The organism is Streptomyces sp. NPDC102278 (assembly GCF_044766345.1).
Lineage (GTDB): Bacteria > Actinomycetota > Actinomycetes > Streptomycetales > Streptomycetaceae > Streptomyces.
Genome location: NZ_JBIWLV010000009.1, coordinates 267,291 through 281,520 on the forward strand (window position 1 = coordinate 267,291; position 14,230 = coordinate 281,520).

General features: G+C 71.7%; 13 protein-coding genes. 4 read left to right on the top strand and 9 right to left on the bottom strand.

Features of this window, described 5'->3' with window-relative positions; all coding sequences use genetic code 11:
- Window positions 1–4: 4 nt before the first annotated feature.
- Genes ACIRO3_RS22835 through hisD form a run of 4 tightly spaced genes read right to left on the bottom strand, consistent with a single transcriptional unit; the run spans window position 5 to window position 3,190 of the window.
- The gene (locus ACIRO3_RS22835) at window positions 5–172 is read right to left on the bottom strand and encodes a hypothetical protein (RefSeq protein WP_351385945.1); all 168 of its coding nucleotides are present in this window, start codon (window positions 170–172) and stop codon (window positions 5–7) included.
- Window positions 173–174: 2 nt separating this feature from the next.
- Complete coding sequence (gene hisB, locus ACIRO3_RS22840) at window positions 175–768, bottom strand: imidazoleglycerol-phosphate dehydratase HisB (protein ID WP_361773869.1); 594 nt, start codon at window positions 766–768, stop codon at window positions 175–177.
- Window positions 765–1,871, bottom strand: coding sequence for a histidinol-phosphate transaminase (locus ACIRO3_RS22845; RefSeq protein WP_361773872.1), 1,107 nt, complete (start codon window positions 1,869–1,871; stop codon window positions 765–767). The genes hisB and ACIRO3_RS22845 overlap by 4 nt, the downstream gene beginning before the upstream one ends.
- Window positions 1,868–3,190 carry a histidinol dehydrogenase gene (hisD, locus tag ACIRO3_RS22850; protein ID WP_404139540.1) on the bottom strand — a complete coding sequence of 441 codons (1,323 nt, stop codon included), beginning with the start codon at window positions 3,188–3,190 and terminating at the stop codon, window positions 1,868–1,870. Before hisD ends, ACIRO3_RS22845 begins: the two co-directional genes overlap by 4 nt.
- A gap of 126 nt (window positions 3,191–3,316) precedes the next feature.
- Between hisD and ACIRO3_RS22855 the strand changes: the two genes are divergently transcribed.
- The 3 genes from ACIRO3_RS22855 to ybaK are packed head-to-tail and all read left to right on the top strand — an operon-like array spanning window position 3,317 to window position 6,178.
- Entirely contained in the window at window positions 3,317–4,915 is a 1,599-nt protein-coding gene (locus ACIRO3_RS22855; protein ID WP_404139542.1) for an oxidoreductase, read from the top strand.
- A gap of 34 nt (window positions 4,916–4,949) precedes the next feature.
- Window positions 4,950–5,687 (top strand): LON peptidase substrate-binding domain-containing protein, encoded by a 738-nt coding sequence (locus tag ACIRO3_RS22860; RefSeq protein ID WP_366000591.1) that lies wholly within the window; start codon window positions 4,950–4,952, stop codon window positions 5,685–5,687.
- Window positions 5,687–6,178, top strand: coding sequence for a Cys-tRNA(Pro) deacylase (gene ybaK / locus ACIRO3_RS22865; protein ID WP_361773884.1), 492 nt, complete (start codon window positions 5,687–5,689; stop codon window positions 6,176–6,178). Before ACIRO3_RS22860 ends, ybaK begins: the two co-directional genes overlap by 1 nt.
- A 52-nt stretch (window positions 6,179–6,230) precedes the next feature.
- Here the strand turns inward: ybaK and ACIRO3_RS22870 are convergent, their stop codons facing one another.
- Genes ACIRO3_RS22870 through ACIRO3_RS22885 form a run of 4 tightly spaced genes read right to left on the bottom strand, consistent with a single transcriptional unit; the run spans window position 6,231 to window position 10,041 of the window.
- Window positions 6,231–6,887 carry a hypothetical protein gene (locus tag ACIRO3_RS22870; RefSeq protein WP_366000590.1) on the bottom strand — a complete coding sequence of 219 codons (657 nt, stop codon included), beginning with the start codon at window positions 6,885–6,887 and terminating at the stop codon, window positions 6,231–6,233.
- A gap of 34 nt (window positions 6,888–6,921) precedes the next feature.
- Complete coding sequence (locus tag ACIRO3_RS22875; protein ID WP_404139634.1) at window positions 6,922–7,713, bottom strand: ABC transporter permease; 792 nt, start codon at window positions 7,711–7,713, stop codon at window positions 6,922–6,924.
- Window positions 7,689–8,729, bottom strand: coding sequence for an ABC transporter ATP-binding protein (locus ACIRO3_RS22880; RefSeq protein ID WP_404139547.1), 1,041 nt, complete (start codon window positions 8,727–8,729; stop codon window positions 7,689–7,691). The genes ACIRO3_RS22875 and ACIRO3_RS22880 overlap by 25 nt, the downstream gene beginning before the upstream one ends.
- Window positions 8,730–8,757: 28 nt before the next feature.
- The gene (locus tag ACIRO3_RS22885) at window positions 8,758–10,041 is read right to left on the bottom strand and encodes an NYN domain-containing protein (protein ID WP_404139636.1); all 1,284 of its coding nucleotides are present in this window, start codon (window positions 10,039–10,041) and stop codon (window positions 8,758–8,760) included.
- A 222-nt stretch (window positions 10,042–10,263) separates the two neighbouring features.
- On the opposite strand from ACIRO3_RS22885, the gene ACIRO3_RS22890 reads away from it, so the two are divergent.
- Window positions 10,264–10,434, top strand: coding sequence for a hypothetical protein (locus tag ACIRO3_RS22890; protein ID WP_361773899.1), 171 nt, complete (start codon window positions 10,264–10,266; stop codon window positions 10,432–10,434).
- Window positions 10,435–10,568: 134 nt separating this feature from the next.
- Here the strand turns inward: ACIRO3_RS22890 and dnaE are convergent, their stop codons facing one another.
- Window positions 10,569–14,111: a DNA polymerase III subunit alpha gene (gene dnaE, locus ACIRO3_RS22895; protein ID WP_361974234.1), complete on the bottom strand. Its 3,543-nt coding sequence runs from the start codon at window positions 14,109–14,111 to the stop codon at window positions 10,569–10,571.
- Window positions 14,112–14,230 lie beyond the last annotated feature (119 nt).

Below are 14,230 nucleotides of genomic sequence, written 5' to 3' on the forward strand. Positions count from 1 at the left end.
GCGCTCACTCCCAGATTCCTTGGATCCGCAGGACTCCGGCGGCGAGACACATCGCGGAGCCGATGGCGAGCAGGATGACCAGCGACAGGGGCATCTTCTGCTTGTGGAAGGAGTAGACCCCGCCGGCCAGGAAGAGGCCGACGACGATCAGGATGGTGTTGAGGCCGGTCACGGTTAGAGGGCGCCCTTCGTGGAGGGCAGGATCCCGGCGGCGCGCGGGTCGAACTCGGCCGCGTAGCGCAGGGCGCGGGCCAGCGCCTTGAACTGGCACTCCACGATGTGGTGGGCGTTGCGCCCGTACGGGACGTGGATGTGCAGGGCGATCTGGGCCTGCGCGACGAAGGACTCGAAGATGTGCCGGGTCATCGTCGTGTCGTAGGCGCCGATCATCGGCGCCATGTTCTCGGGCTCGGTGTGCACGAGGTAGGGGCGGCCGGACAGGTCGACGGTCACCTGGGCGAGCGACTCGTCCAGCGGGACGGTGCAGTTGCCGAAGCGGTAGATGCCCACCTTGTCGCCGAGGGCCTGCTTGAAGGCGGCGCCGAGCGCCAGCGCGCTGTCCTCGATGGTGTGGTGGCTGTCGATGTGCAGGTCGCCCTCGGTCTTCACGGTGAGGTCGAAGAGGCCGTGGCGGCCGAGCTGGTCGAGCATGTGGTCGTAGAAGCCCACGCCCGTCGAGACGTCGACCTTGCCGGTGCCGTCGAGGTTTATCTCGACGACGACCGAGGTCTCCTTCGTGGTCCGTTCGACCCGTCCGATGCGGCTCATGCGTGCTGCTCCTTCTTCAGTGCGCGAACCGCTTCCAGGAACGCGTCGTTCTCGGCCGGGGTGCCCGCGGTGACCCGCAGCCATCCCGGCACGCCGTTGTCCCGGACCAGGACGCCCTGGTCGAGGATCTTTTCCCAAGCGGTGTGGGAGTCGTCGAACTTCCCGAACTGGATGAAGTTCGCGTCGGACTCGGTGACCTCGTAGCCGATGGTCAGCAGCTCCTCGACGAGGCGGTCGCGCTCGGCCTTGAGCTGCTCCACGTAGCCGAGGAGGGTGTCGGTGTGCTCCAGCGCGGCCAGCGCGGTCGCCTGGGTGACGGCCGACAGGTGGTACGGCAGGCGTACGAGCTGCACGGCGTCGACCACGGCGGGGTGCGCGGCCAGGTAGCCCAGCCGCAGCCCGGCGGCGCCGAAGGCCTTGGACATGGTCCGGGAGACCACCAGGTTGGGCCGGCCCTCGATCAGCGGGAGGAGCGAGTCGCGGTGGCTGAACTCCACGTACGCCTCGTCCACGACGACCAGGGAGGCCTTGGCCGCCTGGGCGGCCTCGTAGAGGGCGAGGACCGTCTCCGCCGCGACCGCGGTGCCCGTGGGGTTGTTGGGCGAGGTGATGAAGACGACGTCCGGCGCGTGCTCGGCGATGGCCCGCTCGGCCGCCTCCGGGTCGATGGTGAAGTCGTCCCGGCGCGGGCCGGAGATCCATCCGGTGCCGGTGCCGCGGGCGATCAGCGCGTGCATCGAGTACGAGGGCTCGAAGCCCATCGCGGTGCGGCCGGGGCCGCCGAAGGTCTGGAGCAGCTGCTGGAGGACCTCGTTGGATCCGTTGGCGGCCCAGACGTTCTCGCGCGCGACCGGGTGCTTGCCGGTACGGGTGAGGTAGGCGGCCAGCTCGGTCCGCAGCTCGATGGCGTCCCGGTCGGGGTAGCGGTTGAGGGTGCGGGCGGCGTCGGCCACGCGTTCGGCGATGCGCCGCACCAGCTCCTCGGGGAGCGCGTACGGGTTCTCGTTGGTGTTCAGCTGGACGGGCACGTCGAGCTGCGGGGCGCCGTAGGGGGTCTTGCCGCGCAGTTCGTCCCGGATGGGGAGGTCGTCGATGCCGGTCATGCCTGGGGGACCTTCCATCCGAAGCGCGCCTTGAGGGCCGCGCCGTGCGCGGGCAGGTCCTCGGCCTCGGCCAGCGTCACCACGTGGTGGGTGACCTCGGCGAGGGCGTCCCGCGTGTAGTCGACGATGTGGATGCCGCGCAGGAAGGACTGCACGGACAGGCCGGAGGAGTGGCAGGCGCAGCCGCCGGTGGGCAGCACGTGGTTCGAGCCCGCGCAGTAGTCGCCGAGGGAGACCGGGGCCCAGGGGCCGACGAAGATCGCGCCGGCGTTGCGGACCCGGGCGGCCCAGGCGGCGGCGTCGGCGGTCTGCACCTCGAGGTGCTCGGCGCCGTACGCGTCGACGACCTTGAGGCCGTCCTCCAGGCTGTCCACCAGCACGATCGCGGACTGCCGGCCGGCGAGGGCGGGCTTGATCCGGTCCTCGACGTGCCTGGTCGCGGCGACCTGCGGCTCCAGCTCCCGTTCCACGGCGTCCGCGAGCTCGACGGAGTCCGTGACGAGGACGGCGGCGGCCAGCGGGTCGTGCTCGGCCTGGCTGATCAGGTCGGCGGCGACGTGCACCGGGTCGGCGGTGGAGTCCGCGAGGACGGCGATCTCGGTGGGGCCGGCCTCGGTGTCGATGCCGATCTTCCCGGTGAAGTAGCGCTTGGCGGCGGCGACCCAGATGTTGCCGGGGCCGGTCACCATGTTCGCCGGGGCGCACTCGTCCGTGCCGTACGCGAACATCGCGACGGCCTGGGCGCCGCCGGCCGCGTACACCTCGTCCACGCCGAGCAGGGCGCAGGCGGCGAGGATCGTGGGGTGCGGCAGACCGTCGAATTCCTTCTGCGGCGGGGAGGCGAGCGCGATGGACTCGACGCCCGCCTCCTGGGCCGGCACCACGTTCATCACGACGGAGGACGGGTACACCGAACGGCCGCCGGGCGCGTACAGGCCCACCCGCTCGACCGGAACCCACTTCTCGGTCACGGTTCCACCGGGCACCACCTGGGTGGTGTGCTCGTCGCGGCGCTGGTTTCGGTGCACGATCCGGGCGCGCCGGATGGACTCCTCCAGGGCGGCGCGCACGGCCGGGTCCAACTGCTCCAGGGCGGCCTTGACGGCCTGCGCGGGCACCCGGACCTGCGAGAGCTCGACCCCGTCGAACTTCCGCGCGTACTCGATCAGCGCCGCCGTGCCACGATGATGGACGTCCTCGCAGATGGGCCGCACCTTGTCCAGGGCGGCTTCCACGTCGAACTCGGCACGGGGCAGCAGATCGCGCAGGGCTCCACCCTCGGGGAGGGTGTCACCGCGCAGGTCGATACGAGAGATCACCTGCCAATTCTCTCAGACCGTCTCCGGGCATCGTTCGCCCGTATCACTGGCTGATACACGCCCCGGACGTCACCGGCGCCCCTTAGCGTTCCCCTGGGTGTGACGGACGAGCGGAGGGGGACCGCCATGACCGAGGTGCGCGCGGGCGGGGAACCCGCCGACGCGACCGCCGCCGAACGGCGGATGTGGCGGGCCTACCGGACGGGCGGTGTCTGCGACCTCAGTGCGCGCGCCGCCGGCCGGGACGACCCGCATTCCGACCGGGTCTGGGGTCCGGAGCGCACCGTGCGGGCCGGGACGGTCGCCCTGCTGCTGCTCCACGGCCCGCCGCCGGTGCCGGGCCGGGTGGCCTCGTTGAAGCTGCGCGGGGTGCGGATCAGCGGGCGGCTGGACCTGTCCGGGGGGACCGTCGAGCCGTACGTGGAGTTCCAGTCCTGCCGCTTCGACAGCGAGATCCAGCTGTCCGAGGCCCGGTTCGGCACGTTGCGCCTGGTCAACTGCGCGATACCGCGGCTGGAGGCGGCCCGGCTGCACACCGAGGGCGATCTGCACCTGCCGCGGTGCCGGGTGGCGCGGGGGATCCGGCTCACCGACGCGCAGATCGGCACCGACCTGCTGATCAGCCAGGCGGTGGTGCAGCGCGACAACAAGGGGCGGGCGATCGCCGCGGACGGGATGGCCGTGGCGCAGGACTTCCAGGGCGAGATGCTGGAGGCGTACGGGGAGGTCAGTCTGCGCGGCGCGAAGGTCGGCGTGTCGATGAGCCTGCGCGGGGCCCGGTTGCGCAACCCGTCGGGGCGGCGCGCGCTGAACGCCCCGCAGCTGACCGTGGAGCGGACCCTGTACCTGACCTCGGTCGCCCTGGACCACTCCCCCGGCGACTCCGGGACGCACACGCCCCCGTACGGGCTGGGCGAGACCCCGCTCGGGGGCCGGCGGGCGCAGGCCTTCGAGTGCGAGGGCGGGATGCGGCTGGACGACGGGCGCTTCGGCGACGCGATCGACTTCTACGGGGCCCGGTTCCTGCTGTCCCAGGAGCAGGAGCTCTCCCTGCGGCGGATCCAGACGCCGGAGCTGCGGTTCGTCGGCGAGCAGCCGGAGCGGGGGCGGGTGGTGCTGTCCGGGGCCAAGGTGGTCAAGCTGGTCGACATGTCGACCAGCTGGCCGGGCCCGGGCCGGCTGTCGATGGAGGGCTGCTCGTACGAGATGCTCGCGCCCCGGGGTCACTTCCCGCTGGCCCGCCGGCTGGCCTGGGTGGAGGCCGCGACGCCCGACTACTCGCCGGAGCCGTACGAGCGGCTCGCGGCGGTCCTGCGGGCGAGCGGCGAGGACGCGGACGCCCGGATGGTGCTGCTGGCCAAGCAGCGCCGGCGCCGGGCCACGCTGCCGCCCGCGGCGAGGGCCTGGGGGTACCTCCAGGACTGGACGGTGGTGTACGGCTACCGTCCCGGCCGGGCGGCGCTGTGGATGGCGGTGCTGTGGGCGGCGGGCTCGCTGTTGTTCTCCCGGCTCGACCCGCCCGCGATCAAGACGGACGAGCATCCGCACTGGAACGCCGCCCTGTACGCGCTCGACCTGCTGCTCCCGGTCGTCGATTTCGGCCAGGAGGGGCAGTGGGATCTGCGGGGTGGTTGGCAGTGGGGAGCGGCGGCCCTGGTCGTGCTGGGGTGGATCCTGGCCACGACGGTGGCGGCGGGCGCCTCGCGGCTCCTGCGGCGGGGGTGACCGCGGCGGCCCCGAGGCCACTACCCTGTGCCTCGTGACCACCGTTCGCCTGCCACTCTTCCCGCTGAACTCGGTGCTGTTCCCCGGCCTCGTGCTGCCGCTGAACATCTTCGAGGAGCGCTATCGCGCCATGATGCGCGAACTGCTGAAGACGGGCGAGGACGAGCCGCGGCGCTTCGCCGTCGTCGCGATCCGCGACGGCCGGGAGGTCGCGCCGACCGCGCCCGGTCTGCCCGACCCGACGGCGCTGCCCGAGCGGGGCCCGACGGCCGGTTTCGGCTCGGACCCGATCCAGGCGTTCCACCGGGTGGGTTGCGTCGCGGACGCCGCGACCATCCGGGAACGTGAGGACGGCAGTTTCGAGGTGCTGGCCACCGGGACCTCCCGGGTCCGGTTGCTGTCGGTCGACGCGTCGGGGCCGTTCCTGGTCGCGGAGCTGGAGGAACTCCCCGAGGACTCGGGCGAGGGCGCGGGAGCGCTGGCCGAGGGTGTGCTGCGGGCGTTTCGGAACTACCAGAAGCGGCTGGCGGGGGCCCGTGAGCGGTCGCTGACGGGCGCCGAGCTGCCGGACGAGCCGTCGGTGGTCTCGTACCTGGTCGCCGCGGCGGCGGTGCTCGACATCCCGGCGAAGCAGCGGCTGCTCCAGGCGCCGGACACGGCGACGCGGCTCGCCGAGGAACTGAAGCTGCTGCGCGCCGAGACGGCCGTGATCCGGCACCTGCCGTCGCTGCCCGCGGTGGACCTGACGCGCGCGCCGACGAGCCCGAACTGATGGCGAAGAAGAAGTCCGGGGCGGCGACCCCGGCGATAGCGGCCCTCACCGCGGCGGCGGCGCGGTTCACGGTGCACGCCTACGAGCACGACCCCGCGCACCCCTCGTACGGCCAGGAGGCCGCGGAGGCGATGGGGGTGTCCCCGACGCAGGTGTTCAAGACGCTCGTCACGGACGTGGACGGGGTGCTCACGGTGGCGGTGGTCCCGGTGTCGGGATCGCTGGACCTGAAGGCCCTGGCGGCGGCCGTGGGCGCCAAGCGGGCCTCGATGGCCGATCCGGCGCTGGCGGAGCGCACCACGGGCTACGTCCTGGGCGGCATCTCCCCGCTGGGTCAGCGCAAGCGGCTGCGGACGGTGCTCGACGCGTCGGCGACCGACCACCCCACGATCTGCGTCTCGGCGGGGCGCCGCGGCCTGGAGGTCGAACTCCCGCCGGCGACGTTGGCGCAGCTCCTGGGGGCCGTCCTGGCCCCCATCTCCCGCCCGTAAGCCCGCCCGGCCCGACCCCGCGGGGTCGGGCGCGGTGTCAGGGGCGGTGTGGTCAGGGGCGGGGCGGCTCGGGCGACGGGTCGGTGGCGTGGGCGTGCGCCGGCGGGTACGGCGCCCCGTACCACTCCAGGTCCGGCTCGGGGTCCTTCGGCGAGAACGCCGCCGTCAGCGCCAGGTGGGCGGCCACCGCGACCATCGGCCACACCAGCAGCACCCCGTGGGCCAGCAACTGGAGCGGCGCGTCGAAGGGCACGCCCTTGCCCGCCTTCAGCGCGGCCGCCGGCAGGTCGGACGTGGGGCCGAGCCACAGGCCCAGTCGCCACCCCACCAGCGCGGCGAAGCAGGATCCCATCGCGAGTCCGACGACGAGCGGGACACCGCCCCGGCGTCGCCACAGGAAGGTTCCCACCCCGCTCAGCAGCCCGAATCCGGCGGCGATCAGCAGGAAGGTGGCGTCCGACCCGATCCGGGCCTCGCTCTCGGTGTCCCGCAGGAAGACCGCCTCCCCGTTGGAGACGTACTGGACCCTGGGCGCGAGCCAGGCCCACAACACCCCGAGCAGTACGCCCGCCACCGCCACCACGAGGGCGACAGTGGCCCCGTCGCGGATGTCGGCGGGAGTGATCCCCCCGGCGGCGTCGCGCGGCTTCTCGGGCGGGGGCGCCGGCGGGTCGAACGGGGACGGCGGCGGGGTCACGGCTTCGGTCACCCCCACATCGTGCCAGGTGCGGCGGGCACCGGCCTCAGCGGACCGCCGCGCGGCGGTACGCCCAGGTGGCGACGGCGAGGGACAGCGCGCCGACCACCGCGCACACCCCGAGGTCGAGGAGGACCGCCGCCCAGTCGGGGTGCGGCTCGAAGGTACGGGCGAAGGCCTCGACGCCGTACGTGGACGGCAGCAGGTCCCGCGCCCACACGACGACCTCCGGCATCCGCTCGGGCGGCAGGACGCCCAGCAGCAGCGCGGCCGACATGCCGAGCTGTCCGGCCAGCGTGGCCAGTTCCTGTCGGGGGGCCAGCAGCCCCAGCGCGGCACCGAGTCCGGCCAGCGCGGCGCCGGCGAGCGGCACCACGGCGGCCAGGATCCACAGCCCGCCCATCGGCAGCCCGAACAGCGCGCAGCCGAAGAGGGCGGTGACCAGGGTCCCCGGCAGGGTGAAGGAGGCGTACGCGGCGGCGGCGCCCAGCACCACGGACGCGGGCGGCACCGGCAGGGTCGCGTAGTGGTCGAGCCCGCCACTGGCCCGGAGCTGCCCGAAGTACTGGGCGAGCAGGTTCAGCGCGACGAAGGCGACGACCAGGACGGACGAGCCCGCGACGACGGCGCGGGCCTCGGAGCCCCCGTCGACCACGCCCCGCATCAGGATCATGATTCCGACGGACTGGAAGGTGGCCACGAACAGCAGCGGGATCCGCGCCACGCGCGCCCGGGACAACTGGGCCCGGTACACGGCGGCCAGCGCCGGGAAGAAGCGGGCTCGGGGAGCCAGCACTCCGACAGCGGCGGCACTCACGACTTGACCAGCCCCTTCGATACGCGCCCGCCCAGGGCCAGGTAGACGTCCTCCAGGCTCGGCGTGGCCAGAGTGAAGTCGTCGAGCGCGGCGAAGGCCGGGCTGCCGGTCACGGCGGCGACCGCGGCGCGCGCCTCGTCGGGTCCCAGCCTCAGCACCCATCGCCTTCCCGACTCGACGGCCCGCGGGGCCAGCGCCGCGACCTCCGGCACCTCCAGCGGCGCGGTGGTCCGCCACACCAGTTCCAGCCTGACCTCGCCGGAGACCTTGGCCTTGAGCCCGGCCGGGGTGTCGCAGGCGATGACCTTGCCCTGGTCGATGACGGCGACCCGGTCCAGCACGGTCTCGGCCTCTATGACGTTGTGGGTGACGAGCAGGACGGTGGCGCCGCGCTGGGCACGGCGCCGGTCCACGGCGGTCCAGACGGCCCGCCGGGCGACCGGGTCCATGCCGGTGGTGGGTTCGTCGAGGACCAGGACGGTCCGTTCGCCGACGAGGGTGGTGGCGAAGCAGGCCAGCCGGCGCTGTCCGCCGGAGAGCTTCTTCAGGGGCCGGCCGGCGATCCCGGTCAGGCCGAGTTCCTCCAGGACCTCGTCGCGCGCGGCCCGCGCGGCCGGCGCGGCCAGTCCGCGCAGCCGCCCCGTGGTCTCGACGGCCAGGGACACCGTGAGCTCGTCCAGGGCGGTGGATTCCTGCCCGAGGTAGGCGAGCAGTCGGGCGGCGCGCTCGGGGTGGCGCACGAGGTCGTGGCCGAGCAGGGTGACGGAGCCCGCGTCGGGCTTCATGAGGCCGGTCAACTGGCGGACGAGCGTGGACTTGCCGGCGCCGTTCGGTCCGAGGAGTCCGAAGATCTCGCCGCGCCCCACGTCCAGGCAGACCCCGTCGGTGGCGCGGGTCTCGGGCAGGGCGGGCGCGCCGCGCCGGCCGCGTACGGCGGGGTACGTCTTGACCAGGTCACGCACCGCGCAAACCACGTCGGAGGCCGCTTCCGCGGCTGCTGCCGTGCCCTGCCTCGCTGATGCTGTGCCCGTACTCACGAGGGAGCAGCCTACGCGGCTTCCGCCCTCACTCGGCCGCCGGGGGCGCCGGCGTCCCGGGCGCCGCGGGCACCGCGGGCGGCGGACCGGCCACGTGTTCGGCGGCCGCCCGGACGTCGATCTCCCGCCAGAAGCCGGCCCGGATGGCGTAGCGGTCGTGCTCGTCGATCTGGTCGTCCTTGTGCGCGAGGAGTCCGAAGCGGGCGGCGTAGCGCAGCAGCTCCCCGTCGATGCGGTGCGGGATCCGGGGGTACATGGTGGCCAGCTTCTGGAGGTGGACGCTCTCGGGGAGGCGTTCCATCCAGCGCCGGGCGAAGACCTGGCCGACCTCGAAGGGGTCGCCGCCCACGGTGGTGATGTCCTCCTCGCGGTCGGCCCAGCGCTGCTCGGCGGAGGTGAGTTGGGCGAGGGTGGGCAGCGAGGCGGTCTCGGCGGGTTCCCCGAGCGGCCCCGCCCGGTCGACCCAGCCCTTGTCGGAGGACCAGCGCAGGGCGCTCCCGGCGGGGGCGGTCGACTGGCCGTTGTGGACGGCGGGGGCGGCGCCGGGGGCGCGCAGTGCGGCCAGGTCCTTGGGCGTGGGGACGGGCCGGACGCCTTCGGCGACGGGCGGCGGTACGGGCGCGCCGCGCTCGGCGGCGTCCGCGGGGGTGGCCGAGGCGCCGTTGCGGGCGGCCTCGGCCAGGGCCGCCTCGGGCAGCGGCGCGGAGAGGATCGCGGCGATCTCCGGGCGTGGCGCGGGGGCCGGGGAGCACAGGCCGGCGAGGTCCTTGGCGCGCACGGCGCGGGTGATCCAGGCGCGGTCCAGGACGCGGCGTTCGTCGGCCTCGGCGACGAGGTCCTCGGACTGGTTGTAGTCCCCGTCGGCGGCCTGGACGGCCCACAGGTGGACGGCGACGCCGTGTTCCTTGGCAGACATCAGGCCGGGCAGCAGGTCGCCGTCGCCGGTCACCAGGACCACGTCGGAACAGGCGCGGTTGCGGGCCAGCTCGGTGAGCTCGGCGTGCATGGCCGCGTCCACGCCCTTCTGGGCCCAGCGGCCGTCGCTGCGGGTCAGCGCACCGAGCCGGACGGTGACGCGGGGCATGACGCGCAGCCGGCGGTGTTCGGGCTGGGGCACGCGGTCGGGCGCCCCGTCGAACCAGTAGATCCGCAGCAGGGGTTGTTCGGTGTCCGCCTCCGCCCGTTCGCGCAGGCCCTGGATGAGGGCGGCGTGGTCGACGGTGATGCGGGAGCGGGAGGGCTCCCCTGCGAGAAGGCTCGCGGCGGCGCCCAGCAGATAGCCGGCGTCCACCAGGACGACGCAGCGGTCCACGCGTTCCACCCTCTTCCCTGGGGGTCCTCGATAGGTTTTCCCCGAGTCTGCCCGACCGCAAGGAGGTTGACGGCCGGAACTCGATCATCGGCGTGGCGTATCTCCGGGCGACCGCGGGCCGGGGCACCGGCTACGCGCAGTAATGATCCAAAATGCGAGGTTTATGCTGCTGTGTGAGTGTGAAGGCGGCCCTGGCCCCTACACCCCCCACGGAGGCTTCCCATGGCCAAGAACAAGAACCGCCAGCAGCCCGCCAAGTCCGAGGACCGCTCGTCGTCGCAGGATCCGGGCAAGAGCTCGATGGAATCCACGCCCGAGTCCTCGCCGTCGTCGGCGCCGAGCCCGATGCACATGGCCGGCAAGCGCAAGGAAAAGAAGTTCGGCCACAACTGATTCGGCCACGAACGACCCGAGCCGACCCGACCGACGCGGCCCCCCGCGTCTCGTCGGCCGGACAGGACGAAGGGCGCGCCCGGTTCCCCCCGGCGCGCCCTTCCTCGTGTCGTGGGCGCCGCGGCGCCGGTCGGCTAGCCGGCCAGGCAGGACGGGCCGAGCAGCACCTTGAGGTCGCCGAACAGCGCCGGGTCGGGCTTGACCCGGTGCTTGTCGAGCCGGAGCACGGTGGTGGTGCGCGGCCCCTGGAGCTTGATCCGCACCTCGCTGTTGCCCTGGTGGTGGCGCAGGATCTCGCCCAGACGGGTCACCATCGGCGGGGTCACCTTGACCGTCGGGATGGTCAGGACGACGGGCGCGTTGGTGCCGGCCGAGGAGAGGTCGGGCACCATCATCTCCATCGCCACGAGCCGCGGGACGTCCTCGCGCTTGTCCAGGCGGCCCTTGACGAAGACGACCGTGTCCTCGACCAGCTGGGTGGAGACGAGCTGGTAGGTGGCCGGGAAGAACATGCACTCGATGGAGCCGGCCAGGTCCTCGACGGTGGCGATGGCCCAGGCGTTGCCCTGCTTGGTCATCTTGCGCTGGAGGCCCGAGATGATGCCGCCGATGGTGACGACGGCGCCGTCGCCGTGCTCGCCGCCGGTGAGCTGGGAGATGCCGGCGTCCGTCTTGTCGGAGAGGACGTGTTCCAGGCCGAAGAGCGGGTGGTCGGACACGTAGAGGCCGAGCATCTCGCGCTCCTGGGCGAGCAGGTAGGCCTTCTCCCACTCCACGTCGGAGAACTCCACGTCGAGTCCGAAGCCCGGCTCGTCGCTCGCGCCCTCGTCGCCCATGCCGCCGAAGAGGTCGAACTGTCCCTCGGCCTCCTTGCGCTTGACCGCGACCACGTTGTCGATCATCGGTTCGTGGTGGGCGACCAGGCCCTTGCGCGTGTGGCCCATCTCGTCGAAGGCGCCGGCCTTGATCAGCGACTCGACCGTCCGCTTGTTGCAGACGACGGCCTCGACCTTGTCCAGGAAGTCGGGGAAGGTCGAGTACTTCCCCTTGGCCTTCCTCGTCTTGATGATCGAGTCGACGACGTTGTTGCCGACGTTGCGGACGGCGGTGAGGCCGAAGAGGATCACGTCGTCGCCCTGGGCGGCGAAGTTCGGCTCGGACTCGTTCACGTTCGGCGGCAGCACCTTGATGCCCATGCGCCGGCACTCGTTCAGGTAGATCGCGGACTTGTCCTTGTCGTCCTTGACCGAGGTGAGCAGGCCCGCCATGTACTCGGCGGGGAAGTTCGCCTTGAGGTAGGCGGTCCAGTAGGAGACCAGCCCGTACGCGGCCGAGTGCGCCTTGTTGAAGGCGTAGCCGGCGAAGGGGACCAGGACGTCCCACAGGGCCTGGATCGCCTTGTCGTTGTACCCGTTCTTGCGGGCGCCCTCCTGGAAGATGGTGAAGTTCTTCGCCAGCTCCTCGGGCTTCTTCTTGCCCATCACGCGGCGCAGGATGTCGGCCTCGCCGAGCGAGTAGCCGGCGATGATCTGCGCGGCCTTCTGCACCTGCTCCTGGTAGACGATCAGTCCGTAGGTGACCGCGAGCACCTCTTCGAGGGGCTTCTCCAGGTCCGGGTGGATCGGGGTGATCTCCTGCTGCTTGTTCTTGCGCAGGGCGTAGTTCGTGTGGGAGTTCATGCCCATCGGGCCCGGCCGGTACAGGGCCGAGACGGCGGAGATGTCCTCGAAGTTGTCGGGCTTCATCAGGCGCAGCAGGGAGCGCATGGGGCCGCCGTCGAACTGGAAGACGCCGAGGGTGTCACCGCGGCCGAGCAGTTCGAAGGTCTTGGGGTCGTCGAGCGGGAGGCCGAGGAGATCGATGTCGATCCCCTTGTTGGCCTTCACCATCTTGACGGCGTCGTCCATGATCGTGAGGTTGCGCAGGCCGAGGAAGTCCATCTTCAGCAGGCCGAGCGACTCGCAGCTCGGGTAGTCCCACTGGGTGATGGTGACGCCGTCGGTGTGCCGGACCCAGACGGGCACGTGGTCGGTGATCGTCTCGCTGGACATGATCACGCCGGCGGCGTGCACGCCCATCTGCCGCACCAGGCCCTCGACGCCCATGGCGGTGTCGATGACCTTCTTCACGTCGGGCTCGTTCTCGTACATCCCGCGGATCTCGCCGGCCTCGCCGTAGCGGGGGTGCGTCGGGTCGAGGATGCCGGAGAGCGGGATGCCCTTGCCGAGGACGTCGGCGGGCATGGCCTTGGTGAGCCGGTCGCCCATGGCGTAGGGGTAGCCGAGGACGCGGGCGGAGTCCTTGATCGCGTTCTTGGCCTTGATGGTGCCGTAGGTGCCGATCATGGCGACCTTGTCGGCGCCGTACTTCTCCGTCACGTAGCGGATCACCTCGACGCGCCTGCGCTCGTCGAAGTCGATGTCGACGTCGGGCATGGAGACGCGCTCGGGGTTCAGGAAGCGCTCGAAGATCAGGCCGTGGGTGAGCGGGTCGAGGTCGGTGATGCCCATGGCGTACGCGACGATCGAGCCGGCCGCGGAGCCTCGGCCCGGGCCCACCGCGATGCCCTGGTTCTTGGCCCACATGATGAAGTCGGCGACGACGAGGAAGTAGCCGGGGAAGCCCATCGAGATGATCGTGTCCATCTCGTACTCGGCCTGCTTCATCCGGTCGTCCGGAATGCCCCCCGGGTAGCGGCGGTTCATGCCGCGCATGGTCTCCTCGCGGAACCAGGTGACCTCGGTGTAGCCGTCCGGGATGTCGAACTTCGGCATCAGGTTCCGGAACTGGAACATGCCCTCGGTCTCGACCTGCTCCGCGACCAGCCGGGTGTTGGCGCAGCCCTCCTGCCAGGCGTCCGAGGAGTCGATGGCGTACATCTCCTCCGTGGACTTCAGGTAGTAGCCGGTGCCGTCGAAGCGGAAGCGGTCCGGGTCGGAGAGGTTCTTGCCGGTCTGGATGCACAGCAGGGCGTCGTGGGCGGTGGCCTCGCTGGCGTAGGTGTAGTGCGAGTCGTTCGTGACCAGCGGCGGGATGCCGAGCTTCTTGCCGATCTCCAGCAGTCCGTCGCGGACCCGGCGCTCGATCTCGATGCCGTGGTCCATCAGCTCCAGGAAGTACCGCCCCTTGCCGAAGATGTCCTGGTACTCGGAGGCGGCCTTGAGGGCCTCGTCGAACTGACCGAGGCGCAGTCGGGTCTGGAGTTCACCGGAGGGGCAGCCGGTGGAGGCGATCAGGCCCTCGGACCACTTGGAGATCGTCTCCTTGTCCATGCGCGGCCACTTCGTGAGCCATCCCTCGGCGTACGCGTCGGAGGACAGCCGGAAGAGGTTGTTCAGGCCGGTGGCGTTCGCCGCCCAGATCGTCTTGTGGGTGTATCCGCCCGAACCGGACACGTCGTCGCGCTTCTGGTGCGGTTGCCCCCACTGGATCCTGCGCTTGTTGCGGCGGGACTCGGGCGCGACGTACGCCTCGATGCCGATGATCGGGGTGACCCCGGCCTTCTTCGCGGTGTGGAAGAAGTCATAGGCGCCGTGCAGGTTGCCGTGATCGGACATGGCGATGTGCGACATGCCCATCTCGTTGCACGCGTTGAACATGTCCTTCAGCCGCGCGGCACCGTCCAGCAGCGAATACTGGGTGTGGACGTGCAGGTGCGTGAACGGCGCCTTGGTCACGGTGGAGTCCTCCGGGCGGGAGTGAGGGGGGGCAGCCTCGAAGTCTACGTCTCCCGAGTGACAGAAAACGGGCACCGACGGGTACGGTCATCCGTTGCACACCCAGGGACGGTGTCCCG

Bases quoted from the DNA above. Each gene is read 5' to 3' on its own strand.
- hisB (WP_361773869.1), bottom strand. From the start codon at position 768: ATGAGCCGCATCGGACGGGTCGAACGGACCACGAAGGAGACCTCGGTC.
- ACIRO3_RS22845 (WP_361773872.1), bottom strand. From the start codon at position 1,871: ATGACCGGCATCGACGACCTCCCCATCCGGGACGAACTGCGCGGCAAG.
- ACIRO3_RS22855 (WP_404139542.1), top strand. From the start codon at position 3,317: ATGACCGAGGTGCGCGCGGGCGGGGAACCCGCCGACGCGACCGCCGCC.
- ybaK (WP_361773884.1), top strand. From the start codon at position 5,687: ATGGCGAAGAAGAAGTCCGGGGCGGCGACCCCGGCGATAGCGGCCCTC.
- ACIRO3_RS22890 (WP_361773899.1), top strand. From the start codon at position 10,264: ATGGCCAAGAACAAGAACCGCCAGCAGCCCGCCAAGTCCGAGGACCGC.